The sequence below is a fragment of the Burkholderia sp. LK4 genome (assembly GCF_001043615.1).
Taxonomy (GTDB): Bacteria; Pseudomonadota; Gammaproteobacteria; order Burkholderiales; family Burkholderiaceae; genus Burkholderia; species Burkholderia cepacia.
In genome coordinates this window covers 14,164-37,816 of the sequence record NZ_LDUL01000049.1, presented here as the reverse complement: position 1 = coordinate 37,816, position 23,653 = coordinate 14,164, and the positions used below count along the sequence as shown (strand labels likewise).

Genomic DNA, 23,653 nt, shown 5'->3' with positions numbered 1-23,653 from the left:
GAACACGTCGCGTTCTGCAATTGACGCGGCAACCCGGGGCGAGCGGTCAGCGGCGCTTCGGCAATGCGGCCAGTGCATCGAGCGCGCGGGCACGCGCCGCCGCATGCTCGACGAGCGGCTCCGGATAGTCGACGCCGAGCCGCACGCCGGCCGCTTCGAGCTCCAGCGGCGAGGCCTCCCACGGCGCGTGGATCGATGCGGCGTCGAGGCCGGTCAGCTCGGGCACCCAGCGCCGCACGTACGCGCCGTCCGGGTCGAACTTCCGCCCCTGCGCGACCGGATTGAAGATGCGGAAATACGGCGCGGCGTCGGCACCGCAGCCGGCCACCCACTGCCAGCTCGCCGCGTTGTTCGCGGGATCGGCGTCGACCAGCGTGTCCCAGAACCACGCTTCGCCCGCGCGCCAGTCGATCAGCAGATGCTTGATCAGGAACGACGCGACGACCATCCGCACGCGGTTGTGCATCCAGCCGGTCGTCCACAGCTCGCGCAGGCCCGCATCGACGAGCGGATAGCCGGTCAGCCCGCGCTGCCACGCGCGCAGCGCGGCGGGATCGTCGCGCCACGGCATCGCATCGAACTGCGCGCGGAAGTTGTCGGTCGCGAGTGCCGGGAAGTGGTACAGCAGCGTGTAGCTGAATTCGCGCCAGCCGAGTTCGCTCAGGAACTTGTCGGCACCCGCCGCGCATGCCGCGCCGCCGGCCTGCGCGGCGCCCTGCACCGCGTGCCACACCTGTCGCGGCGAGACGTTGCCGAAGCGCAGGAACGGCGACAGCCGGCTCGTCGCGGGGCGGTCGGGAAGGTCGCGCGCATCCGCGTAATCGGCGAGCGACGTCGTCAGAAACGCGTCGAGCTGCGCGTGCGCGCCGCCTTCGTCGGGCACGGGCCATGCGTCGCGCAGGCCGCCGGCCCAATCCGGCGCCGACGGACGCAACGCCAGCGCATCGAGCGCCAGCGCGCGGTCGCTCAGGGCCTTCGGCCAGCGATGAAACCCGATCCGTTCCGGCTCGGGCAGCGGCGCGGCCACCGCGCGATCGCGGCGTGCCGCGCGCCAGTACGCGGTGAACACCTGGTACGGCCCGCCGCTGCCCGTCAGCACCTCCCACGGCTCGTTCAACAGGCTGCCGTTGCTGCTCTCGACCGTGACGCCGCGCGCCTTGAGCGACGCCTTCAGCGCCGCGTCGGCGTCGCGCTGCGGTTGCGCATAACGACGGTTCCAGTACACCGCTTGCGCACCCGTGTCGTGCACGACGCGTTCGATCTCGCGCGGCGCGTCGCCGCGCAACAGCAGCAGGCGGCCGCCATGACGCGCAAGCGCCGCGTCGAGCCCCGCCAGCGACCCGTGCAGCCACCAGCGCGCCGCGCCGCCGGGCGCGCGCCCGGCGGCGGCGCCCGTGTCGTCGACGAATACGCATACGAGCGGCCGGCCCGACGCCACCGCGCGCGTCAGCGCGGGCTGATCGGTCACGCGCAGATCGTCGCGGAACCAGACGATCGCGGGAGCAACGGACGACTTGGCGGACACGGGCACCTCGATGACGAAAGCAGGAAGAGACGCGTATTGTCGCGGCTGTGCCGCGCGGTGTCGATGTTCGGCACGCCGGCGGATCGATGACGGTCACGGCCGTCGCGCTCCCCCTGCCGCCCCCGGTGAAACGCCTTAGTCCATTCCGACGATTCTTCTCCGCATGCGCCGGCCTACGCTCGATGTCGGGTACGCCGCCCGGCACCTGCCGGTCGCTACCGGCACCGCGCGTCCCGCCCCTGCCGCGCACGCCGGCCGATGCCGGCGCGGACCTTTCCGACTGTTGCGGCGCCCGGCCGGGCGCGCGGCCTCACCCGATACTCACTCCCAATTCACCCCCTACTCACCCGATACGCCGCCATGACCAAACCCTCGAATCTCGTCACCTCGATCACCGTCGACATCGACGCACCGGCCTCCGTCGTCTGGGAAGTGCTGACCGACTTCCCGCGCTACGGCGAATGGAACACGTTCTGCGTCGGCTTCGAAACGACCGGCAGGCTCGGCGATTTCGTGCACATGCAGGTGCGCATTCCCGGCACGGAAACCGTGATTCCCGTCGACGAGATCCTCGTCGCGTGCGAACCGGAACGCCTGCTGTCGTGGGAGCAGCGCCCGACCGACGACAACAAGGACGCCGCGCGCCGCGACCAGTACATCGACGCGATCGGCGCGGAACGCTGCCGTTATTTCACGACCGACCAGTTCCTCGGCATCAACGCGGACACGATCATGCAGAACCACGGTGCGTGGGTGAAACAGGGTTTCGACCAGTGCGCGCGCGACGTGAAGCGGCGCGCCGAAGCGCTCCATGCGGCACGCCGGCGCAACGGCGCCTGACCGGGAGCCGCCGATGCCCGATCTGCAAACGCTGTCCGACCATCACGACATCCGCGAACTGATCGTCGCGTATTCGACCGCGATCGACGCGCGCGACTTCGACGCGCTCGACGCGGTGTTCACGCCCGACGCGGCGATCGACTATCGCGCGATGGGCGGCATCGCGGGCCGTTATCCGGACGTGAAGGCGTGGCTGCGCACCGTGCTGCCGCGGTTTCCGCAGTACCAGCACCTGGTCGGCAACCTGTCGATCCGGCTCGACGGCGACACCGCGCGCGGCCGCACGATCTGCTTCAATCCGATGGAAGTCGCGCTGCCGGACGGCGGCACGCAGGTGATGTTTCTCGGGCTGTGGTACGTCGACCGGTTCGCGCGTACCGCGCTCGGCTGGCGCATCGCCGAGCGTGTCGAGGAGCGCTGCTACGGCCACAACGTGCCGGCCGCGCTCGCGGGCGCGACCGGTTGATCGCGCCGCAACCCGCCGGCCACGATCCGCCGCCCGCGACGCGCATACCGTGCGCGGGATGCACGGCGTGCGCGTCGCGGGCCGTTGCGTCAATCGAGCCGGAACGCCGCCTCGAACCGCTCGGCGAACGCGTCGAACTCGGTTTCCGGCAGATGATTGATGCCGCCCGCGCGCTTGCGCCCGCCGCCGGTCGGAAAACCGCGACAGAACTCGTCGGCGCCGAGCGGCCGGCCGTCGGGCACGCGCACGCTGACGACGAGCCCGCCGTCCGCGCGCGGCGACAGCACCGCGAGCGCCGCATGCGGCGCGTTGCGCATCCGCTCGTTCGCGAGCATGCCCGTCGCGCGCCGCGCCCATGGATGATCGGGCATCCGGACCAGCGTCGCGCCGGGCACCTCGCGCAGCGGCGCGAGTGCGCACGCCCGTGCCATGTCGTCGCGGTAGCCGTCGCGCAGCGCGGCAAACACGGCGGTCTCGTGCACGAACTCGAGCGGGTCGACGCACGGCAGCATCGCGTCGGCAAGTGCCGCCGGGTCGAAATGCAGATCGCCGACACACTCGCCGTACGCGTTGTAGTTCAGGTAGAGGCCCAGTTCGGCGAGCGTGTCGCGCTCCGCGTCGTCGATCCCGTGCTCGCGCGCGAGCGCGCCGCCGAGCGCCGGCAACTCGTCGCCGAATGCCGCGACGATCGCCCAGCGCACGTGCCGGCCGCCGAGATAACGGTTCACGATCGCGCTCGTGCAGACGTCGGCCGCCGTGTCGATATGCGCGTCGAAGCGCGGATCGTCGGGCAGCTCGCCCGCGAAGTGATGGTCGAAATAGCGGACCGTCGCGCCGTCGCGCAGCAGCCGCGCGCAGGCATCGCGATTCTGGTCGTGCGACACGTCGAGTACGGTGACGATGTCGCCCGCGCGCGCGTCGATCCGCTCGAGCAGCCTGATGTCGCGCTTCACGCCGGTCACGAGCGTGCCGCGCACGCCCTCCGCGAGCCGCAGTTGCTGAAGCGCGCACAGGCCGTCCGCGTCGCCGTTGAACGCAAGGAAGTGTCGTTCGTCGTGGTTGTCCTGCATGATCCTTTGCTCCGTCGTCAGGGCATGAAATCGCCGCCATTCGCGTCGAGCGTCGCGCCCGTCACCGCGTTCGCGTAGTCCGACGCGAGGAACAGCGCCGCGCGCGCGCAGTCGTCGTCGGTCGGCAGCTTCGCGAGCGCGAGGTTCGACGCGACCGGCGCGATCACCTGCTCTTCCGTCATCCCGTATTCGGCCGCCGCCTGCCGGAAATACGTCCGGGTCGGCACGCCCCACATCCACCCCATGTGGATGCTGTTCGCGCGAATGCCGTGCACGCCGAGTTCGCGCGCCAGGTATTTTGCCGCAACGACGAGCGCTCCCTTCGATACAGCGTAGCCGCCTTCCCCTGCAAACGGCTTGCGGGTCGCCTGCGTGTTGATCATCACGATCGCGCCGCGCTTGTGCCGCTTCATGTGCGGCACGACTTCCTGCGTAAGCGCCATCGTGCCGAACACGTTGGTGTCGAACACCGCGCGCCAGCCGTCGAGGTCGGCGTCCTCCACCGGTTCGGGAAACCTGCCGTGCACGAATGCGCTGTTCACGAGCGCATCGATCCGGCCGAAGCGCTCGACGGCCTGCGTCGCGAGCTGCCGGCATTGCGCGCGATCGGTGATGTCGGTCTTCACCTTCAGCACGTCGCAATCGACGCCGAGTGCACGGATCCGCGTTTCGGCGTCGTCGAGCTTTTCCGTCGTGCGCGCCGCGACGACCACGCCGCACGCGCCCTCGCGCGCGGCCTCGACGGCGAGCTTCACGCCGAGCCCCGGCCCGATCCCGGAAATCACGACGATCTTGTCCTTCAGCAACATGGCTTGTCTCCTGGTTGTCGTTGGTGTTGCGAGCCCGGCCGTCAGCCGGCCGCCCGCAGGTGCCGCGCGCGATACGCGGCGAAGTCGCGCGCGAGCTGCGCATCGGTGAAGCCGAAGCGCGCGATCGAATAGTCGTGCGCGGCACGCTTGTCGCGGCCGTTGCGCGCCATCCAGTCGGCCATCGCCGTGCGCCGCCGCGCATCGAGCGGCATGCCGGCAAACGCGTACACGGCCTCTGCCACGCCGAGCGGATTCGACACCGTGTCCTCGAAACGCACGTCGAGGAAGCGGCCGGCCGGCAGCGCATCGCGCGCGGCCATCGCGGCGCCGATCGCGCGTGCCATTCCGGCGTTCCACTGCGCGCCGACGGCAAGCGGATCGGGATCGTCCGCATACATCTGCCACAGCGTGTGCGCCATGCTGGCCATCGACGGAATCGTCTGCGCCGGGTCGCGGTGCGTGAGCACGACCTGCGCGCGCGGGAACACGCGGCACAGCACGTCGAGCGCATGCAGGTGCTGCGGCGTCTTCAGCAGCCAGCGCGTGGCCGGCGCGACGCCGCGCCGCGCCTTCTGCCATTGCAGGAACTGCAGCATCCGCTTCAGGTACGTATAGACCGGCGTGAGATCCTGCCGCGCGAGCCACGCCGTATAGCGCGGCACGTTGGCGTACGAGTCCATCGCGCACACGAACGAGTGCTCCATCAGCATGAACTCCTCGTCGGCAAGCATCGCATCGAGCGGATGAATCGCGAGGATCTGCGGAATGCAGTCGATCATCGTCGCGACTTCGGCCTGCGCGCGGGCGATGCGCACTGCCGGCTCGGCCAGCGTCTCGCCCGCGAGCGGCGCCGGGTAGCGGGTCTCCCACCACGCGGCGGCATGAAAGCGCGGATCGAGGGCCAGCAGCCGCTGCAGCAGCGTCGTGCCCGTGCGCGGCAGGCCGACGATCACGAGCGGATCGTCGATCTCGATGTCCGCGATTTCCGGATGACGCCGGAAGTAATCCTCGACGACCAGCCGGTTCACGAGTTGCCCGACGAGCTTCTCGCGCATCATCGCCGCGCCGCGTTCGGACAGCCTGGCTTCGTCGATCAGCGACGCGCACATCACGTCGAGCGCCCCGCGATACGGTCCGTCGCCGAACGCGGTGAGCCCGCCCGTGCGCGACACGGCCTCGGCGATCAGTCCGTCGGCGTCGAGCTGCGAGCGGACCAGGTCGATCGGCGCGTTCATGCGGCCTCCTTCAGCGCGGCGAGCTTCACGACCCGCGTGCGCGGATGCACCGGCTGCGCGGCGCCGACCCAGCGCCAGCAGATCGTGCCGGTGCGATGCCCGGCCGTATCGAGCCAGTTCGCGTCGCCCGGCCGCGCGGCCGCGACGACCACCGTCACGCCACCGTCCGCATTCCGGCGTGCGCCGTGCTTGTTCACGCAGATATCGAAGTGCCGGTAATCGAGCGACTCCATCCAGTAGTTGTTGAGCTGCACGTTCCAGAAATCGCAGTCGGGCACCGTGTCGACGTCGATCACGAGCGCCTCGTCGTCGGCCAGTTCCCAGCACGAGTGGTAGTAGTAGATGTTCGGGTCGCCGCCGACCGACTGGCACAGCGCCTGGTCGGCGGGCGGCAGCGCGTTCACGTGCGACCGGTAGCTCGCAGCCCAGTCGGCGAACAGCTTCGCCGTCTGCTCGACGAACTGCGCGGCGCGCGTGAGGCCGCCCTGCAACGCGAGCGGATCGAGCGGCGCCGGGCGGTCGTGCGCGCCGATGCGTTCGATCTTCAGTTGCGCGGGTGTCTCCGTGCGCCGGTCGAGGAAAGTCTGTCGCACCAGCAACGCATTAGTGCCCGGCTCCATGCGTACCCAGTTGCCCGCGCGCGGTGTCTCGCCGAGCACGATCTCGAAGCTGCCGTCCGGTGCGATCTCGAGCTGCTTCGCATCGAGAAAGCCCGTCTGCAGCATCTTGCCGTCGGTCTCGTAGCCGCCCTTCTGCGTGCCGAAGCTCAGGTAGGCCACCGTGCCGCGCCGCCCCGTCACGCGGTATTCGCAACGGCCGTCGAGCCGCGCGTACTGGTACAGGTTGTCGGGATTGTCGGCGCCGATCTTCGCGGTCTCGTGCGACGGCGAGAAAAAGCCGGGCCACGCGCCGTCCGCGAATTCAACGTGCATTTCGAGCGCGATGCGCATCAGCCGGCTCAGGTAACGAAAGCCTTCCGCGCGTGTCAGCGGATCGTCCGGCGCCTCGGCGCGCAGGATCTGCTCGCCGCTGCGTTTCAGGGTGTCGCAGAAATCGGCCCAGGTCTGGCCCGAAAGCAATTGCGTGGCACGTGTGTCGTCCGTCATGTGTCGTCTCCGCCGATGGTCGAGCGCTCACCTTAAGCGCCGGCGTCGCGCACCTCTTCGTCCGGGTGGACTAAGGAAAGATCCGCTCCACCGCCGTGCCGCGGTTTAGTCCACCCGGACGAAGAGCGGCATGCCGCTCGCTCGATACCGTTGGCGTCATGCACGAAACGCCGCACATGTCGCGCGGCGCCGGCATGAAACAAGGAGACGAACGATGTTGACCCACTTGGAGCGACTGGAGGCCGAAAGCATCCACATCATGCGCGAGGTGGTTGCCGAGAGCGAGAACCCGGTGATGCTGTATTCGATCGGCAAGGACAGCTCGGTCATGCTGCATCTCGCGATGAAGGCGTTCTACCCGGCGAAGCCGCCCTTTCCGCTGCTGCACGTCGATACGACGTGGAAATTCCGCGAGATGATCGCGTTTCGCGACGAGACGGCCGCGCGCCTCGGCCTCGACCTGCGCGTGCACGTGAACCCCGACGGCCTCGCGAACGACATCAATCCGTTCACGCACGGCTCGGCCATGCACACCGACGTGTGGAAGACGCAGGGGCTCAAGCAGGCGCTCGATCATTACGGCTTCGATGCCGCGTTCGGCGGCGCGCGCCGCGACGAGGAGAAATCGCGCGCGAAGGAACGCATCGTGTCGCTGCGCTCCGAGCAGCACCGCTGGGACCCGAAGCGCCAGCGCCCCGAACTCTGGTCGCTGTACAACGCGCGCAAGCGCAAGGGCGAAAGCCTGCGCGTGTTCCCGATCTCGAACTGGACCGAGCTCGACATCTGGCAGTACATCCAGCTTCACGACATCCCGATCGTGCCGCTCTACTTCGCGAAGGAACGGCCCGTCGTCGAACGCGACGGCGCGCTGATCATGGTCGACGACGAACGCCTGCCGCTGCGCCAGGGCGAAGTGCCGCAGATGCGCAAGGTGCGCTTTCGCACGCTCGGCTGCTACCCGCTGACGGGCGCGATCGACAGCGATGCGAGCTCGCTCGACGACATCCTTCGGGAAATGCGCGAGACGCGCACGTCGGAACGACAAGGACGCCTGATCGACAGCGATTCGGCCGGCTCGATGGAGAAGAAGAAACAGGAGGGATATTTCTGATGGCATACGTTCTCACCGCGCCCGAGGCACCCGCACACGCGACGCCCAACATGCACGCCGACGATGCGCAGACGAAGGACCTGCTGCGCTTCATCACGTGCGGCAGCGTCGACGACGGCAAGAGCACGCTGATCGGCCGCCTGCTCTACGAATCGAACATGCTGTTCGACGACCAGCTCACGCAGCTCGAAGCCGATTCGAAGAAGGTCGGCACGCAGGGCGGCGAGCTCGATTTCGCGCTGCTCGTCGACGGCCTGTCGGCCGAGCGCGAACAAGGAATCACGATCGACGTCGCGTACCGCTTCTTCGCGACCGCGCGTCGCAAGTTCATCGTCGCCGACACGCCCGGCCACGAGCAGTACACGCGCAACATGATCACCGGCGCGTCGACCGCCGATCTCGCCGTGATCCTGATCGACGCGCGCAAGGGCGTGCTCACGCAGACGCGCCGTCATAGCCATCTCGTCGCACTGATCGGCATCAGGCGCGTGGTGCTCGCGATCAACAAGATGGACCTGGTCGACTACGACCGGGCCGTGTTCGAGCGCATCGACGCCGACTATCGCGCGTTCGCGGCCGAGCTCGGGCTGGCGGAGATCGTCAGCATCCCGATGTCGGCGCTGCGCGGCGACAACGTGATCGCGCCGGGCGCGCGGATGCCGTGGTACGCGGGCCCGACGCTGATGCAGCATCTCGACACGCTGCCGCTCGCCGCGCGCGTGACGCGCGACGAGCCGTTCCGGCTGCCGGTGCAGTGGGTCAACCGCCCGCACCTGAATTTCCGCGGCTACGCGGGCAGCATCGCATCGGGCGAGATCCGCGTCGGCGAGCGCGTGCGCGTGCTGCCGTCCGGCAAGGAGAGCCGCGTCGCGTCGGTAATCACGCAACGCGGCGAAAGCGACATCGCGCACGCCGGCGACGCAGTGACGCTCACGCTCGCCGACGAGATCGACATCAGCCGCGGCGACATGATCGCGCGCGCGGATGCGCCGCCCGAGGTGGCCGACCAGTTCGAGGCGACGCTCGTGTGGATGCACGACGCGCCGCTGCTGCCCGGCCGCCCGTATCTCGTGAAACTCGGCACGCAGACGGTCGGCGCGACCTGCGCGACGCCGAAGTACAAGGTCGACGTGAACACGCGCGAGCATCTCGCGGCGCGCACGCTCGCGCTCAACGAAATCGGCGTGTGCAACCTGAGCTTCGACCGGCCCGTGGCGTTCGATCCGTACGACCGCAACCGCCACACGGGCGGCTTCATCGTGATCGACCGCTTCACCAACGACACGGTCGGTGCCGGGATGCTGCACTTCGCGCTGCGCCGCGCGCACAACGTGCACTGGCAGGCCGTCGACGTCGACCGCGCCGCGCGTGCCGCGCAGAAGGCGCAGACGCCGCGCATCGTGTGGCTGACGGGGCTGTCGGGCGCCGGCAAGTCGACGATCGCGAACCTCGTCGAGAAGCGGCTGCACGCGCTCGGCAAGCACACGTACCTGCTCGACGGCGACAACGTGCGGCACGGGCTCAATCGCGATCTCGGCTTCACCGAGGCCGATCGCGTGGAGAACATCCGGCGCGTCGCCGAAGTCGCGCGGCTGATGCTCGACGCGGGGCTCATCACGCTCGTGTCGTTCATCTCGCCGTTCCGCTCGGAACGCGAGATGGCGCGTGCGCTCGCCGGCCCCGACGAGTTCGTCGAGGTGTTCGTCGACACGCCGCTCGCGGTCGCCGAGGAGCGCGACCCGAAGGGCCTGTACAAGAAGGCGCGGCGCGGCGGGCTGAAGCATTTCACGGGCATCGATTCGCCGTACGAGCCGCCCGCGCGGCCCGAACTGCGCGTCGATACGGTCGCCGAGTCCCCTGACGAAGCGGCCGGGCGCATCGTCGCTTACCTGCTGCGCGAGCGCGCGGCGTAGGCGCCGCAGGCGGGCAACCCTGCGGTTGCCCGCCTGCCCGCCCGGGCGCGCCGCCTCCTCCGTTCGGACGACGCGGGCCGCCGGGCGGCCGGTATGCTGGCTCGGGAACCCTACCCCCGATCCAGGAGAACACGAGCATGCCCATCGCGCTGGCACCCGGCGATCCGGCCGCGCACGACGGCTTCGACGACGCGGCGTGGACGGCGCGCGAACTCAGCGCGTGGCTCGGGCTCGTCTATCAGGGCCCGTCGGAAGCGACCCCGTGGGCCGGCTTCCTCGAAGCGGTCCGCGTGCGGCTCGACGCGCGCTTCACGACACTGGTGCTGCGCAACCCGGGCGGCGCACGGCACGGGCTCATCATCAACGCGTCGGCGCACGGCCCGCTGCTGCCCGGCGAGCCGTCGTACAGCGAGCAGTTCTATGCGCTGTGCCCGTTTCTCGATCAGCCGCCCGGCCAGGTCTTCACGGCCGACCGGCTGTTCGGCGAAACCGCGTGGCGCGCGCACGATTTCTACCGGCAGTATCTACAGCCGCTCGACCTGCGCTACATCCTCGGCGCGAACCTGCGCGGCGAACGCGGCGTCGAATGCGCGTTCTTCGTGAGCCGCGCGCACGGCGGGCGGGACTTCGACGCGGCCGAACGCGCGCAGGTCGCGACGCTGCTGCCGCACCTGCAGCGAGCAGTCGAACTGCACGCGGCGTTCGACGTGCTCGACGCCGAACGCGCGCTGTACGCGGGCACCGTCGACCGGCTCGATGTCGGCACCGCGATCGTCGATGAGGACGGCCGCGTGATCAAGCGCAACCGCATCGCCGAGCGGCTGATCGAGCAGCAGGACGGGCTGTGCGTGCGCCACGAGCGGCTCCACGCCTCGTGCCCGCTCGACGAGCGCCGGCTGCAGAAGGCGTTGCAGGCCGCGCTCGAGCATTTCCGCGCGGGCGCGCTCGCCCGCATCGAAGCCACCACGCTGTCGCGCCCCGGCGGCGCGATGCCGTTGAGCGTGCTGCTGCGCCCGCTCGCGCCCTACCGCGGCGCCGAGGACCGCCGGCACCGGCCGGCCGTCGCGGTGTTCGTGCGCGATCCCGTGTCGTCGCCGCAGACGTCGCGCGACATGCTGCACCGGCTGTTCCGGCTCACGCCGATGGAAACCGAAATCGCGCTGCTGCTCGTCGACGGGTTGACGCTCGACGAGGCCGCCGCCGCGACCGGCATCACGAAGAACACCGCGCGTGCGCACCTGCGCGGCATCTTCGCGAAAACGGGCGCAACGCGGCAAGCTGTGCTCGTGAAGACGCTGCTCAACAGCGTCGTGTCGATGGCGTAGCGGCCGCGAGAGTAACCGCCGAACGGGTTGCCGGGGAGTGCACCACGCGCGCGGGTCGCCACCGGGTACCCCGGCCACTGGTACGCACTCGTTTCATGTCATATGTCATCAGACATTGAAAACTACCCGACGGATCTCGTGAAATTCCCTAATGTCTGAGAAATTCCCGGGTAAACCCGCGACGTCTTCACCGGCACTCAGGCGTACCATGTCATACGACGACATACTACACAGCCCCGCCCGACCGGAGACACGCTTGAACCCGCCCTCGCCCGCCCTGCCCGGACGCGACCCGCTCGCGTCCGCCGTCTCGAAAGTGAAGTGGCATGTACTGCCGCTCGTGCTGATCATGTTCATCGCGAACTACATCGACCGCGTGAACGTCGGCTTCGTCGACCGCCACCTCGAAGCGTCGATCGGAATCGGCGCGGCCGCGTACGGCCTCGGTGCCGGGTTGTTCTTCGTCGGCTACGCGCTGTTCGAAGTGCCGTCGAACCTGCTGATGCAACGCTACGGCGCCCGCGTGTGGCTCGCGCGAATCATGGCGACGTGGGGCATCGTCGCGGCCGCGATGGCGTTCGTGTGGAACGACACGTCGTTCTATGCCCTGCGCTTCCTGCTCGGCGCGGCCGAGGCCGGTTTCTTTCCCGGCGTCGTGCTGTACCTGTCGCAATGGCTGCCGCCGCAGGAGCGCGGCAAGGCGATGGCGATCTTCCTCGGCGGCTCCGCGTTCGCGTCGGTGCTGTCCGGGCCGGTCACCGGTGCGCTGCTGTCGATCCGCGGCTTCGGCCTCGAAGGCTGGCAGTGGATGTTCCTGATCGAAGGGCTGTTCTCCGTCGCGCTGTGCGGCGCGAGCTGGCTGCTGCTGAAATCGCACATCCGCGACGCGACGTGGCTCACGGCCGAGGAACGCACGGCGCTGCAGAACGCGCTCGACGAAGAACGCGCGACGCGCGACGTGCGCTCGAACGTGCCGGTGCGCGCCACCGCGCTGCTGCGCGATCCGCAGATCGTGCTGTTCTGCTTCCTGTATTTCTCGATCCAGCTGACGATCTACGCGGCGACGTTCTGGCTGCCGACGATCATCCGCAAGATGGGCGGCCTCACCGATTTCCAGGTCGGCCTGTACAACACGATTCCGTGGATGATCGCGATCGGCGCGATGTACGGCTTCGCGGTGCTGTCGTCGAAATGGAAGCACCCGCAGCGCTGGCTCGCGTTCGCGCTCGTGCTCGCCGCGTGCGGGCTGTTCGCGTCGACGTCGCACGATCCGGCCTGGTCGTTCGCGTCGATCTGCTTCGCCGCACTCGGCTTCAAGGCCGCGGCGTCACTGTTCTGGCCGATCCCGCAGGGTTATCTCGACACGCGCGTGGCCGCGGCCGTGATCGCGCTGATCAACTCGGTCGGCAACCTCGGCGGCTTCGTCGCGCCGACGGCCTTCGGTTATCTGAAGCAACATACGGGTTCGATCACGGGCGGGCTGTATGCGCTCGCGATCGCGTCGCTCGTTGCCGCCGTGGCCGCGCTGTTCGCGCGCACGCACCGGCGCAGCGATCCGCCGCGCGGCCTGCCGGCCGACACCGCCCTGACGAACGCATCGATGCTCCGCCATGCCGAACACTGACCGCCTGACCGTCGTCGTCTCGAACGCCGCCGACGCCGACCTCGCCACGTTCTCCCTCGCGGCCGACGGCGCGCTCGCGCCGCTCGCCCGCTATCCCGCGGCCGACGTCGCGATGCCGATCGCCGTGCAGGCCGACCGCGCGCGGCTCTATGTCGCGACGCGCGGCGAACAGCCGACGATCGTCGCGTTCCGCGTCGTGCCGGCCACCGGCGCGCTCGTGCGCATCGGCGCGACCGCGATCGACGCGAGCCATGCGTACCTATCGCTCGACCGCGGCGGCCGCTGGCTGCTCGGTGCATCGTACGGCGGAAATTCGCTGAGCCTCTACGACGCCGCGTGCGTGCGCGACGGCGACGGCACGCCGCTGCAGGTCGTGGGCGGCATCGCGAACGCGCACTCGGTGATCGTGTCGCCGGACAACCGTTTCGCCTATGTCAGCTCGCTCGGATCGGATCGCGTGTTCAGCTTCGCGCTGGTCGAGGACGCGGCCGGCCTGCGCGCGCTCGAACACGGCGAAACGCGCGTGCCGGCCGGGTTCGGCCCGCGCCACCTGCAGTTCGCGCGCGACGGCCGCACGCTGGTCGTCGTCAGCGAATTCCAGGCCACGCTCGCCACGTTCGCGTGCGACCCCGACACCGGCCGGCTCGGCGAGGTGCACGTGAGTGCGCGCCATCCGGCCGTCGCCGAACTCGCGCCGGGCCATGCGCGGCCGCCCGCGCCCGCCGAGCCCTCCGTCTGGGCCGCCGACCTGCACCTGAGCCCCGACGGGCGTTTCGCCTACGTCAGCGAACGCACGTCGAGCCACCTGCTCTGCTATCGCCGCACCGCTGACGGCACGTTCGAGCCCGCGCACGCAACGGCCACCGAGACGCAGCCGCGTGGGTTCGCGATCGACCCGTCGGGGCGCTGGCTCGTCGCGTGCGGCGAACAGTCGGAATACGTGTCGGTATATGCGATCTCGCAGGACGACGGCGCGCTGTCGCCGCACGCACGCGTGCCGGGCGGGCGCGGCGCGAACTGGGTCGAGATCGTCTGAAGAAGGGATACGTGGAGCATGAAGCGGCAGTCCCGCCAAGCGGGCCGGCGCATGCCCGCGTTCAGCGCCGCTCGCTCGGCGCGACACCCGTCCAGCGCTTGAACGCACGCGTGAAGTTCGCGCGATCCGTATAACCGACGCGCGCGGCGATCTCGTCCACCGGCAGCCGCGTTCCCTCGAGCAGCCGCAGCGCGTCGCGCAACCGGATCTCGTCGAGCAGCGTCGAATAGGTCGCACCGTATTCGGCGAGCTTGCGCTTGAGCGTACGCGCCGATACATGCAGCTCGCGCGCGACGTCGTCGACCGACGGATAGCCGCCCTCGCCGCAGATCAGCAGGTTGCGCACGCGCTCGACGATGCTTTCCGCATAACCGAGCCGCGCGAGTTCGGCCTCGCACTGCTGCACGATCATCTGTGCGGTGTGCGCGTTCGCGGTGCCGATCGGTTCGTCGAGCAGCGCGGCATCGCAACGGATGCGGTTCGCGCTCGCGTCGAAATGGCAGCGCGGCAGCCGCGCGCGATAACGCTCGAACCACGGCGGCTCGGGCCATTCGAAATGGAGTTCGGCGCGCGACTGCAACGTGCGTCCGGGCATCGGATACAGCAGCGAATTGAACAGGATCGCCGTCTCGACCAGGAAGTTCTCGACCGCGAACTGCCGCAGCCGGCCGAGCGGAAACGCTTCGAGCACGTCGATGTCGACGGTCCCGTCGAGCCGCGCGAGCCGCACCGAGAAGAACGGCACGCGCGTCGGCAGGTAGCGGATGCCGAGCGAGATCGCCTCGCCGAGCGTCGCGCAGCTCATCAGCCCGAAGCCGATCAGTCCCGCTTTCGTCAGGCTGCTGCGCAGGCCGATCTCGATCGCGATCGACGGATCGCCCGTCGCGTCGAGCAGGTTGAACACGATCGCCGCCTGTTGCAGCGGCGTGATGCGCGCATCGGGCTGCGCGAGCCGGTCGCGCTCGACACCCGAGCCCGCGAGAATGCGTCCGCCGTCGATACCGCGCTCCTCGGCCAGCATCAGCATGAACAGCGCATACGCGGACGACACCGTCGCCTTGTTCAACTGGCGCGCGGCATCCGGGACGGACAGGGCCATGCGGAGGACTCCGGAGCGGTTTCGGCGGATTGTAGCGCCGCTGGCCCGCAATGACACCGGGGCGAGACTCTAGCCGCGCCGGCCGGCCAACGTGGCCCGAAATGACACCGCCATTGGCACCCGCGGCCCTCGCGGGCGGCCCGGTGCGCGCCTATGCTTGTCACATCGGCATAACGCCCCACTCTTTCCGCAGGAATCCGGTCGATGAGCCAACCCGCACGAACCGCCTTTCGCCACGACGCGGACAAGGTCGCGTACGTCCGCCGCGAGGTCAACGCCGCGAGCGACGCGATCCGCGCGCGCTTTCCAATGCTCGACAACCAGAACCTCGTCGGCGCGACCGTGATGGCCGTGTCGGTGAGCGCGATGCTGGCGATCGCCTGGCTGTATGCGCGCGGGGCGATCGCGTGGTACGTCGCGCTGCCGCTCGCCGCGTTCGTCACGTCGCTGATCCACGAGCTCGAGCACGACCTGATCCACCTGATGTACTTCAAGAAGACGCCGTGGGCCTATCACCTGATGATGGCGCTGTGCTGGCTCACGCGGCCCGGCACGATCAACCCGTGGACGCGGCGGCGCATGCACCTGCATCACCACAAGGTGTCGGGCGGCGAATCGGATCTCGAGGAATTCGGCATCACCAACGGCGAGCGCTGGAGCGTGAAGCGCCTGCTGATGATCGCCGACGGCATGCTCGCCGTCGTGCTGCGGCCGGCCGCGATGCGCCGCAAGGTCAAGCAGTACGTGGCCGCTCAGCCGGTGCAGGACCCGTCCGAACGCTTGCAGTTGCGCGTCGAGCAGGTGTCGTCGTACATGCCGGTCGGTCACGTGTATTACGTGCTGTGGCATGCGTTCATCGTCTATCACGCCGGCCTGTTCGCGCTGCATGCGTTCGGCTACGCGGTGACGGTGCCGGCCATCGTCGCGCGCGTGATGAGCGCCGTCGATTTCCTGGCCGTGGTGTGGCTCGGGCCGAACTTCGTGCGCAGCTTCTGCATCAACTTCGTCAGCTCGAACATGCATTACTTCGGCGATATCGATTCACGCAACGTGATCCAGCAAACGCAGGTGCTCAACCCGTGGTGGATGCTGCCGTTCCAGCTGTTCTGCTTCAACTTCGGCAGCACGCATGCGATCCATCACTTCGTGGTGCGCGACCCGTTCTACATTCGCCAGCTGACCGCGCGCACCGCGCATGCGGCGCTGCGTGAAGTCGGCGTGCGCTTCAACGACGTCGGCACCTTCGCGCGTGCAAATCGCTGGGGCCCGTATCGACCGTCGCGCCGCGCTCGCCACGCGCAAGCCGACGCGTGATGTAAGACCGGCGCCGCGCCGGCTCAGCCGCCGATCGGCGGCATCGGCCCTTGCCCGCGGATCCACGACCAGTTCGCGAGCTCGGCCATTTCCTTGTCGCCGCGGCTGTCGCCGTACGCGAACAGCTGTTTCGGCGGCCGGTTGCCCCACCACCCGCGCAGCCGCACGACCTTCTGCGGCCCCCAGCAGTTTTCGCCGTCGAGCCGGCCGGCAAACGTGCCGCGCTCGAACGCGAGCCGCGTCGCGAGCACCGCATCGAAGCCGGCCGTCTTCGCCCACTTCTCCAGGTACAGCGACGGCGACGCGCTCACCAGCACGACTTCATGCCCGCGTGCCCGGTGCTCGCGAATGCGTTCGAGCATTTCCGGACGCACGAGGCCCGGCAGGTAGGTGTCGACGAACGTGCGTGCCTGCGCATCGAGCGCGTCCTCGCGCACGGATCCGAACGCGAACGACGCGAACTTCGCTTTCGCATCGCCACGCGACAGCAGCCCGGCCTTCATTGCGACGATCCACGGCAGTGCACGCAGCCCGGCCCATGCGAAGCGCGGCGTGCCGACCGCATAGCGGACGAAATGGCGAAAGCTGTCGGTCGTCGTGATGGTGCCGTCGAAATCGAATGCGGCAACGATGCGGTCGGTCATGGAGAATCGGCGGGAAAGCAATGAGATGCCCGGGAAGATAGCAGACTCGCGCCGGTGCACGTGAAATGGCGTGACGTGGCCCGCGCAGCGAATGCGCGCGCCACGGCGCGCGCATTCGTGCGCCTCGTGCCCTATGCGCCGTTCGCTCAGCGCTGCGGCCGCGCCGCCAGCGCCGCCGGCAGCACGACGTTCATCAGGTGATCGGCGCGCGACAGCAGATCGGTCACGCGCTCGTCGAGCCCGCGCAATTGCGCGGGTTGCATGCGGATCTGCTGCACCGCCTGCCCGACGATGTTGCGGCGGTCGAACAACGTGCGCTCGACGCCCGCATCGTCCGGTGCGCGCACGACGTCCGACACCGCGCTCAGCGCGGCGAGCACGACCACGAGATTTTCTTCCGCATGGCGAACCTTCGCGGCGAGTTCCTCGGTGCGGCGCGGAAAGAAGCCGAGCGACTGCTTGAGCGCACCGAGCGCCGCTCGATAATCGACATGCCCGGCGGACCCGCCGAACCAGCGTTCGAACATGCCGGCCTTGCGCGTCGCCTGCGCGAGCATGCCGGCCATCATGTCGGCCGCGCCGAGTTCGTTGAATTCGCGCGTGGTGGCCGCGACGGCTTCGACGAGGTTGCCCGCCGTCTCCAGCGCGCCGTCGCCGATCGTCGCGACCGTCGTGAGCTTCAGCGGTACCAGTTGCCGGATGTGCCGCTCGATGCGCGGCGCGTAGTCGGGGTAGAGATTCGGGAAGCTGGCCTGCGCGGCGCGGAAGCATGCTTCGAGCTGCGGATGGTTCGACTCGCCGAACACCGCGCGGCCGACCGCCTCGGCCGGCGCGGTGCGCACGGGCCTGTCGGGCGCCGGCCCGAAGTCGAGCGCCTGCGGTGCCGGCCGCTCGGGCGCGCGCGTGCCCGGCGTCGTCGCGGCCGCGGGCGGCGCGTCGAACGCAAGACGCCCGGGCGTGCGCTCGGGCGTCGTATCGAACTCGAGCCGTTTCGGCTCGTCGGACGGATTCGTCATCGCTGCTTCCTGCCCGGCGCGGCGGTGTCCCGCCGGCCGGACTGCCGCCAGTCAGACCGCGCCGCCGTACGCGCGCACGAAGTCGCCCAGGCCGCGGTTGTAGCCGGCGCCGACCGCCTTGAACATGAAGTGGCCGTCGCGGCGATAGAAGCTGCCCACCTGCACCGACGTCTCCATCGAGAAGTCTTCCTCGAGCGCGTACTTCGCGATCACCGCGCCCGACACCTCGTCGGCGATCTGGATGTAGCTGTTGCGCACCTGGCCGAAATTCTGGCGGCGCGCTTCGGCCTGGTCGATCGTCACGACCACCGAGATTTCCTCGATGTCCGCGGCGAGCTTCGTCACGTCGATGAAGATCACCTCGTCGTCGCCGCCGCCGCTGCCCGTGCGGTTGTCGCCGCTATGCACGACACCCAGGCACTTCGACGCGGGCATCCCGCGCTTCGGGAAATCGTCGCCCGGCTGGATGAAGGTTTCCTTGCGCTCCATCGTGCGCACTTCGCTGTTGTAGAACACGAAATGCTGATCCGAGATCAGCTTCGGATTGCTCTGCGCGTCGTACTTGCACAGGAACACCGACACATCGAGATCGAAATCCGTGCCCGTGTCCGTCGCGTTCGCGTCCCAACCGAGACCGATGCGGAACTTCTGCGTGCCGGGCGCTTCCTTCGACAGGTTGACGCGACCGCCTTTCGACAAATTGATCATCTGAACCTCTTCTGCTGGAACCGCCGTTGCGCCGGCGGCAATGCCGGGCCGCCCTGCGCGGCCCCCTCGTTGATGGTTTTCGTGCGGCGCGCGCTTATTCGCCGGCCACCGCGGTGCGATCTTCCTTGCGCTGCACGACGATCGACGACCACACGGCCGCGGCGATCATCGCCGCGCCGACCAGGCCCGTGATGACCTCGGGCACCTCGAACTTCACGCCGAGGAACATGATCGTTGCAAGCGCACCGATCGCCCAGAACGCACCGTGCTCGAGATAGCGGTACTGCGCGAGCGTGCCCTTCTTCAGCAGCACGAGTGTCATCTCCCGGATATAGGCCGCGCCGACGCCGAGGCCGAGCGCAATCAGGAAGATGTTGTTCGACAGCGCGAATGCGCCGATCACGCCGTCGAAGCTGAACGACGAATCGAGCACCTCGAGATACATGAAACCCGCGACGCCTTCGCGCACCACGCGCGTGCCCGTTTCCTCGCCGCCGATCAGGTCGCCGATGCCGTGCGCGATCACGAAGCTGATCACGCCGAACGCGCCCGCCAGCAGGAAGGCGACCTGTTCCGCCGACGGCACGTAGAACGACGCGACGATCACGATCGCGAGCGTCAGCGCCACTTCCAGCGCGGTGATGCGGCCGAGATGGCGCATCGGGCTTTCGAGGAAGCCGATCCAGTGCTCGTCCTTCTCGGTGTCGAGCATGAACTTGAAGAACACCATCAGCAGGAACGCGCCGCCGAACGCCGACACCTGGTGATGCGCGGAAGTCAGGATCGCCGCGTACTTCTCCGGCGACTCGATCGCGAGCGTCAGCGCATCCCACATGCCGATGTGGCCGATCACCGCGACGATCAGCAGCGGGAACACGAGCCGCATGCCGAACACGGCGACCGGCAGGCCGAACACCATGAAGCGGTTGCGCCACTTCTCCGACCAGTTCTTGAGCACGGAGGCGTTGACGACCGCGTTGTCGAGCGACAACGAGATTTCGAGCACGCACAGGACCGCGACGATCAGCATGTCTTTCACGCCGCCGAGGAAATACGCGGCGACCAGTGCGAGCGCCGTGAGCGACAGCGGGATCTTGAAGTCTTTCAACATGATGTGGGGTTTCGAGTTTCGGGAAAAAATGACGTGCGGGCCGCGCTTACTTCGCGCGCACCCAGTCGCAGAATTCCTGCGTGATCAACTGTTCGTAGATCTGTTCGTCGCTGATGTCGAGCGATTCGAGATGCAGAAAGCCGACGTTCGGCATCTCTTCCGCGATTTCCGCGAGGAAGCCGAATTCGCTCGGGTCGCCGACGCCGACGAGCGACCAGTACAGCGGGTAGTGCTGCGACTCGGCCAGCAGCTGGCGCACGCGCTTGCGATCGTTCTTCGGGTTCTGCCCGTCGGTGACGAACAGTACCCATGCGGGCAAATGGCCGTTCACCGGCGCGGAGGCCGCCGGTGCCGGCGTCTCGTCCGCGCCGCCGAACAGCCGGCTCAGGAAGCCGCGCTTCTCTTCGCGTTTCGGCGACGGCTGCGGCGCGCGGAAGAAGAAGTCGACGATGTCGTTCATCACCGGCGCGTACTGCGTGCCGCCCCATTTGTCGATCCGCGCTTCGAGCACGTGGTCGGAAATGTACGAACCATAGTTGTCCGGCGTTGCGGTCGGCAGCCGGTTGTAGCCTTCGGTGAAAGTCCACGTGTCGACTTCGCCGTTGTCGTCGAACTTCAGTGCGATGCCGAGGATCCGGTCGTGCGTCTCCTGGATCACGCCCGACTGGTAGAGCGGCTTCGCGGAGCCGGAGATGTCGAGCGCCGCGCCGACGCGCACGACGGGCGGCTTCAGGATCTGGCGTTTTTCGAGGACGATCGCGACCTTCGCCGCGCGTTTCTCAAGCGTAATCATGCGGTGTTCTCTCAGTTCTCTCAGTTGTGCTTCGGAGCGAATCGGGTGATCAGGTCCTGTTCGAGCTGGCGCAGGCGCGGCGCGTCCTGCTCGCGCTGGCGCTTGCCGTCGGCGATGATCTGCGTAATGTCGTCGAATGCGCCGAACAGCTGCTGCTGCGCGTATTCGAACGTGTCGGTCGAGATCACCGGGCGCTGGCCGAGCTTCGCGACTTCCTGCGCGTTCTGGCGGTTCAGGTCGGCCTGCGCGCGGATCGCCTCGTCGGCCGCGTCGTAGGTCGCGTTCGCGAGCGCCGCCGCGCGCTTCGTGCTGAGCTGCTCGAGGTAGAGCGCGAACGCATTGGTCCACGCGGGGATCAGCACGGTCTTGATCGTCATGAACTTCGACGTCAGCGTGCGTTTCTGGTCCTGCTCCATGCGGATCTGCGGCGCGAGCTGCTTCGACATCAGCATCGCGCGGTCGAGGTCGTCGAGCTTGCTTTCGAGCGCGTCGACCTTGCGCTGCACGTCGAGCAGGCGTTGTGCGGCGAACGCGTCGTCCGCCGGCTGCTGGCCGGCCGCGAGATGCGCACGCAGCGTCGCGAGCGCCGTTTCGCCGAGCGCCTTCGACTGCGCGAGCTCCTGGTGCAGCGCGTAGTTGTCGTTGTACATCCGCTCGAGCTCGTCGATGCCGGCCTTCTGGCGCCGCGCATGGCTCTCGAGCTCGACGACGAGCGTGTCCATCCGCTTGCTCACCGATTCGTATTGCGACAGCAGCTTCTCCTTGGTCGAGCGAAACAGCCGCGTGACCTGCGTGAGCAGCCCGCCCTTGTCGGCACCGCGCGGATCGAGCCCCTTCGCGGTCGCGATCAGTTCGTTGAGCTTGTCACCGAACTGGTCGGCATCCGACGCGCGGACGCTCGCGAGAATCTGCTGGGAAAAAGCGGCGATTCGCGTGCCCTGCGTCGCGCCGAGCTGGTCGATCTCGTCGACGGTGATCAGGCGGACATTCTCCGTCGGGCGCGCGGCCGGCACGGTGACGGCGGCGGCAGGCACGGCGACGGGTGACGAAGACGGGGTGGAAGGACGATCGCTGACCGCATCGGAGTTCTTGTCATCGAATAGCGGCTTCATGTGGCTACCACGTTTCCTTTTCTGCTTTCTGCTGCGTGTTGTCGTGCGCGCGTGGCGCGCATCCGCGATAACCGCCGTGCTCTCTCACGGGCGGCAGACGGACAATAAATGGCCCGAGCGCCTTGCGTCAAGGGAAGGAATTCTTTCAATTTCCATTCATTTTGTAAGGTGATGAACGGACGTCATGCCCGGGTGCCCCGCTCCTGCCGCGATGCGGGCTGGCCACGCGAGATTCGGACACGCCGAAACTTACATGTCGGATCAATGCGAAAGAGAAATGAAACCGCCTGTTTGAACGGGTTTCAGACGGCGCACTCACGGGGCCAAGGCCCTCGCGGACACCGATCGCGCATTAGCGATCCCGCACGCGATTCATCCCGAGCCTGGGCAGGATGAACGGCACCGATCGGTCACGAATCGTAAAATCCCATCGTCCGTCGATGTCCACGAACGTCGCGCTGAAATGCCGGTCGTCGGCCCACGCGAGGTCGTCCAGATGGCAGGATGCATACATCGCGCCGACCGTACGCCGCGCGATTTCCGTCAATGGATCCTTCGACACGAGCATGAACGTGACGGCCTCCTCGAACAGGCAGTCGTAGTCGGTGACGAGCAGATAAGCGGCCGGCGTCTCGAACTGGCGAAGCAGCACGTAACCGGAAACCGTGAGGCCCGAGCGCTCGCCGTTCACGAGCACGGCGGCACGCGGCGGCCACGTTTCGTACGGACCGTCGTGCGTTTCGAGCGCGAAGCGTTCGATCGGCTTCATCGCCGGACCGGTTGGCCGAGATCGTGCGCCGGAAGCATCGTCGCGTCAGTTCGCGGCCTTGCGGTACAACGCGACATATCCCGCGAGAATCAGCAGCAGCGACCCGCTGACGCGGTTCAGCCACTTCTCGCCGGCCGCTTTCCACACGCGCACCGAGTGCACGCCGAGCAGCGCGTAGCCGGTCATCCCGGCGACGTCGATCGCGACGATCGTGGCTGCGAGGATCGCGTACTGCGGCGCGATCGCGTGCGACCGGTCGACGAACTGCGGCAGCAGCGCGGACATGAACAGGTAATACTTCGGGTTGCTCATGGCGACGAAAAAGCTCTTCAGGAACGCGGTCCGGCGATCGGGCATCGCCTGATCGACTGCCTGCGCGGCAGCACGACCGCCGGACGAGAGCATCCGCACACCGACATAGGCGAGCCACGCGGCACCGGCCAGCTTCAGCGTGACGAACGCCGTTTCCGATGCTTCGAGCAGCATCCCGAGACCGAACCCGACCAGCGCGACCATCACGACATCGGCGGTAACGGCGCCGAGCATGCCGACCAGTGCGTGACGCAATCCGTACCGTGAGCCGTTGCTCATCGCGAGCAACACCGTCGGGCCGGGTGTCGCGACGCCGACGGAGAGGATCAGGGCAAAGGCGAGCAAGGCGGACAGCGACATGGCGTGGCGTTCCTTCTGAAGGGAGCTTGCGAACGGGATGGCGTCGTCGTCTTCGGCCGCGCGGGCCGCTGCCGGCGTGCGCGAACAATGGCGACGCATTCGAACGGCTCATGATCGCATGTTCGCCCCGAGGTCCGCTCGGCGGTCGCGTGGCGTCGATCCCGGCGTGGGACCGCCACGATCTCGGTGCGAGTTGTGCGACGGCGCTGTTCGGCAGGAAGACGGCGTTGCGAGCAATCGTACGCAATGTCACGAACAAGTCGTACTGACCGCCGACGACCGGTGGGCACCTGATACAAGGCGAGCCGCGGTCGGTATGGCTGTCGATGACGACGGATTTCTGACGATCGCCGAA

22 protein-coding genes and 1 pseudogene are annotated in these 23,653 nt (G+C 68.2%); 9 read left to right on the top strand and 14 right to left on the bottom strand.

The annotated features are described in order from the left end of the window. Positions 1–46: 46 nt before the first annotated feature. Positions 47–1,525, bottom strand: coding sequence for a cryptochrome/photolyase family protein (locus VK92_RS24840; protein ID WP_048026246.1), 1,479 nt, complete (start codon positions 1,523–1,525; stop codon positions 47–49). A 360-nt stretch (positions 1,526–1,885) separates the two neighbouring features. On the opposite strand from VK92_RS24840, the gene VK92_RS24835 reads away from it, so the two are divergent. Together VK92_RS24835 and VK92_RS24830 are read left to right on the top strand one after the other, a co-directional pair. Beyond that, the gene (locus VK92_RS24835; protein WP_048026203.1) at positions 1,886–2,365 is read left to right on the top strand and encodes an SRPBCC domain-containing protein; all 480 of its coding nucleotides are present in this window, start codon (positions 1,886–1,888) and stop codon (positions 2,363–2,365) included. Between the two features lie 13 nt (positions 2,366–2,378). Then, positions 2,379–2,831, top strand: a complete 453-nt coding sequence (locus VK92_RS24830) for a nuclear transport factor 2 family protein (RefSeq protein WP_048026247.1) — start codon at positions 2,379–2,381, stop codon at positions 2,829–2,831. An 89-nt stretch (positions 2,832–2,920) separates the two neighbouring features. Here VK92_RS24830 and VK92_RS24825 read toward each other — a convergent pair whose 3' ends face one another. The 4 genes from VK92_RS24825 to VK92_RS24810 are packed head-to-tail and all read right to left on the bottom strand — an operon-like array spanning position 2,921 to position 7,051. Next, positions 2,921–3,901, bottom strand: coding sequence for a hypothetical protein (locus VK92_RS24825; RefSeq protein ID WP_048026205.1), 981 nt, complete (start codon positions 3,899–3,901; stop codon positions 2,921–2,923). A 17-nt stretch (positions 3,902–3,918) separates the two neighbouring features. Beyond that, positions 3,919–4,710, bottom strand: coding sequence for an SDR family oxidoreductase (locus VK92_RS24820; RefSeq protein WP_048026207.1), 792 nt, complete (start codon positions 4,708–4,710; stop codon positions 3,919–3,921). Between the two features lie 41 nt (positions 4,711–4,751). Next, the gene (locus tag VK92_RS24815) at positions 4,752–5,945 is read right to left on the bottom strand and encodes a sulfotransferase family protein (RefSeq protein ID WP_048026209.1); all 1,194 of its coding nucleotides are present in this window, start codon (positions 5,943–5,945) and stop codon (positions 4,752–4,754) included. After that, positions 5,942–7,051 (bottom strand): DUF1214 domain-containing protein, encoded by a 1,110-nt coding sequence (locus tag VK92_RS24810; protein WP_048026211.1) that lies wholly within the window; start codon positions 7,049–7,051, stop codon positions 5,942–5,944. The genes VK92_RS24815 and VK92_RS24810 overlap by 4 nt, the downstream gene beginning before the upstream one ends. Before the next feature lie 130 nt (positions 7,052–7,181). Between VK92_RS24810 and cysD the strand changes: the two genes are divergently transcribed. The 5 genes from cysD to VK92_RS24785 all read left to right on the top strand — a co-directional run bounded on the left by cysD (position 7,182) and on the right by VK92_RS24785 (position 14,060). Next, positions 7,182–8,162: a sulfate adenylyltransferase subunit CysD gene (gene cysD, locus VK92_RS24805; protein ID WP_224051324.1), complete on the top strand. Its 981-nt coding sequence runs from the start codon at positions 7,182–7,184 to the stop codon at positions 8,160–8,162. Beyond that, positions 8,162–10,075 (top strand): sulfate adenylyltransferase subunit CysN, encoded by a 1,914-nt coding sequence (gene cysN / locus VK92_RS24800; RefSeq protein WP_048026214.1) that lies wholly within the window; start codon positions 8,162–8,164, stop codon positions 10,073–10,075. Before cysD ends, cysN begins: the two co-directional genes overlap by 1 nt. A 137-nt stretch (positions 10,076–10,212) precedes the next feature. Continuing rightward, complete coding sequence (locus VK92_RS24795; RefSeq protein ID WP_021162441.1) at positions 10,213–11,400, top strand: helix-turn-helix transcriptional regulator; 1,188 nt, start codon at positions 10,213–10,215, stop codon at positions 11,398–11,400. 256 nt (positions 11,401–11,656) lie between these two features. Further along, positions 11,657–13,024 (top strand): MFS transporter, encoded by a 1,368-nt coding sequence (locus VK92_RS24790; RefSeq protein ID WP_111999086.1) that lies wholly within the window; start codon positions 11,657–11,659, stop codon positions 13,022–13,024. Continuing rightward, positions 13,011–14,060 carry a lactonase family protein gene (locus VK92_RS24785; protein ID WP_048026217.1) on the top strand — a complete coding sequence of 350 codons (1,050 nt, stop codon included), beginning with the start codon at positions 13,011–13,013 and terminating at the stop codon, positions 14,058–14,060. The genes VK92_RS24790 and VK92_RS24785 overlap by 14 nt, the downstream gene beginning before the upstream one ends. Positions 14,061–14,121: 61 nt before the next feature. On the opposite strand, the gene VK92_RS24780 is transcribed toward VK92_RS24785, so the two are convergent. Further along, positions 14,122–15,159 carry an AraC family transcriptional regulator gene (locus tag VK92_RS24780; RefSeq protein WP_048026219.1) on the bottom strand — a complete coding sequence of 346 codons (1,038 nt, stop codon included), beginning with the start codon at positions 15,157–15,159 and terminating at the stop codon, positions 14,122–14,124. A gap of 204 nt (positions 15,160–15,363) precedes the next feature. Between VK92_RS24780 and VK92_RS24775 the strand changes: the two genes are divergently transcribed. Continuing rightward, complete coding sequence (locus VK92_RS24775; protein ID WP_048026221.1) at positions 15,364–16,473, top strand: fatty acid desaturase; 1,110 nt, start codon at positions 15,364–15,366, stop codon at positions 16,471–16,473. Positions 16,474–16,496: 23 nt separating this feature from the next. On the opposite strand, the gene VK92_RS24770 is transcribed toward VK92_RS24775, so the two are convergent. The 8 genes from VK92_RS24770 to VK92_RS24735 form a co-directional block, all read right to left on the bottom strand. Next, positions 16,497–17,117, bottom strand: coding sequence for an HAD family hydrolase (locus VK92_RS24770; RefSeq protein WP_048026222.1), 621 nt, complete (start codon positions 17,115–17,117; stop codon positions 16,497–16,499). Positions 17,118–17,263: 146 nt separating this feature from the next. Continuing rightward, positions 17,264–18,133, bottom strand: a complete 870-nt coding sequence (locus tag VK92_RS24765) for a hypothetical protein (RefSeq protein ID WP_048026224.1) — start codon at positions 18,131–18,133, stop codon at positions 17,264–17,266. A gap of 51 nt (positions 18,134–18,184) precedes the next feature. Continuing rightward, on the bottom strand, positions 18,185–18,841 hold the full coding sequence (locus tag VK92_RS24760; RefSeq protein ID WP_021163605.1) for a TerD family protein: 657 nt from the start codon (positions 18,839–18,841) through the stop codon (positions 18,185–18,187). Between the two features lie 94 nt (positions 18,842–18,935). After that, a complete protein-coding gene (locus tag VK92_RS24755) occupies positions 18,936–19,952 on the bottom strand; it encodes a DUF475 domain-containing protein (protein WP_021163606.1) in 1,017 nt (338 codons plus the stop codon). Between the two features lie 46 nt (positions 19,953–19,998). Then, positions 19,999–20,745, bottom strand: a complete 747-nt coding sequence (locus VK92_RS24750; protein ID WP_021163607.1) for a VWA domain-containing protein — start codon at positions 20,743–20,745, stop codon at positions 19,999–20,001. Between the two features lie 20 nt (positions 20,746–20,765). Continuing rightward, positions 20,766–21,857: a toxic anion resistance protein gene (locus VK92_RS24745; protein ID WP_048026225.1), complete on the bottom strand. Its 1,092-nt coding sequence runs from the start codon at positions 21,855–21,857 to the stop codon at positions 20,766–20,768. A 352-nt stretch (positions 21,858–22,209) separates the two neighbouring features. Then, entirely contained in the window at positions 22,210–22,626 is a 417-nt protein-coding gene (locus VK92_RS24740) for a hypothetical protein (protein WP_048026226.1), read from the bottom strand. A gap of 45 nt (positions 22,627–22,671) precedes the next feature. Beyond that, positions 22,672–23,298, bottom strand: coding sequence for a LysE family translocator (locus tag VK92_RS24735; protein WP_048026248.1), 627 nt, complete (start codon positions 23,296–23,298; stop codon positions 22,672–22,674). 155 nt (positions 23,299–23,453) lie between these two features. On the opposite strand from VK92_RS24735, the pseudogene VK92_RS43120 reads away from it, so the two are divergent. After that, a pseudogene (locus tag VK92_RS43120) lies at positions 23,454–23,642 on the top strand (hypothetical protein); the annotation flags it as partial. Positions 23,643–23,653: the final 11 nt, after the last annotated feature.

Coding starts and splice junctions, on each gene's coding strand:
- VK92_RS24835 (WP_048026203.1), top strand. CDS start 1,886: ATGACCAAACCCTCGAATCTCGTCACCTCGATCACCGTCGACATCGAC.
- VK92_RS24830 (WP_048026247.1), top strand. CDS start 2,379: ATGCCCGATCTGCAAACGCTGTCCGACCATCACGACATCCGCGAACTG.
- VK92_RS24825 (WP_048026205.1), bottom strand. CDS start 3,901: ATGCAGGACAACCACGACGAACGACACTTCCTTGCGTTCAACGGCGAC.
- VK92_RS24820 (WP_048026207.1), bottom strand. CDS start 4,710: ATGTTGCTGAAGGACAAGATCGTCGTGATTTCCGGGATCGGGCCGGGG.
- VK92_RS24815 (WP_048026209.1), bottom strand. CDS start 5,945: ATGAACGCGCCGATCGACCTGGTCCGCTCGCAGCTCGACGCCGACGGA.
- VK92_RS24810 (WP_048026211.1), bottom strand. CDS start 7,051: ATGACGGACGACACACGTGCCACGCAATTGCTTTCGGGCCAGACCTGG.
- cysD (WP_224051324.1), top strand. CDS start 7,182: ATGCCGCTCGCTCGATACCGTTGGCGTCATGCACGAAACGCCGCACAT.
- cysN (WP_048026214.1), top strand. CDS start 8,162: ATGGCATACGTTCTCACCGCGCCCGAGGCACCCGCACACGCGACGCCC.
- VK92_RS24795 (WP_021162441.1), top strand. CDS start 10,213: ATGCCCATCGCGCTGGCACCCGGCGATCCGGCCGCGCACGACGGCTTC.
- VK92_RS24785 (WP_048026217.1), top strand. CDS start 13,011: ATGCCGAACACTGACCGCCTGACCGTCGTCGTCTCGAACGCCGCCGAC.
- VK92_RS24780 (WP_048026219.1), bottom strand. CDS start 15,159: ATGGCCCTGTCCGTCCCGGATGCCGCGCGCCAGTTGAACAAGGCGACG.
- VK92_RS24775 (WP_048026221.1), top strand. CDS start 15,364: ATGAGCCAACCCGCACGAACCGCCTTTCGCCACGACGCGGACAAGGTC.
- VK92_RS24770 (WP_048026222.1), bottom strand. CDS start 17,117: ATGACCGACCGCATCGTTGCCGCATTCGATTTCGACGGCACCATCACG.
- VK92_RS24765 (WP_048026224.1), bottom strand. CDS start 18,133: ATGACGAATCCGTCCGACGAGCCGAAACGGCTCGAGTTCGATACGACG.
- VK92_RS24760 (WP_021163605.1), bottom strand. CDS start 18,841: ATGATCAATTTGTCGAAAGGCGGTCGCGTCAACCTGTCGAAGGAAGCG.
- VK92_RS24755 (WP_021163606.1), bottom strand. CDS start 19,952: ATGTTGAAAGACTTCAAGATCCCGCTGTCGCTCACGGCGCTCGCACTG.
- VK92_RS24750 (WP_021163607.1), bottom strand. CDS start 20,745: ATGATTACGCTTGAGAAACGCGCGGCGAAGGTCGCGATCGTCCTCGAA.
- VK92_RS24745 (WP_048026225.1), bottom strand. CDS start 21,857: ATGAAGCCGCTATTCGATGACAAGAACTCCGATGCGGTCAGCGATCGT.
- VK92_RS24740 (WP_048026226.1), bottom strand. CDS start 22,626: ATGAAGCCGATCGAACGCTTCGCGCTCGAAACGCACGACGGTCCGTAC.
- VK92_RS24735 (WP_048026248.1), bottom strand. CDS start 23,298: ATGTCGCTGTCCGCCTTGCTCGCCTTTGCCCTGATCCTCTCCGTCGGC.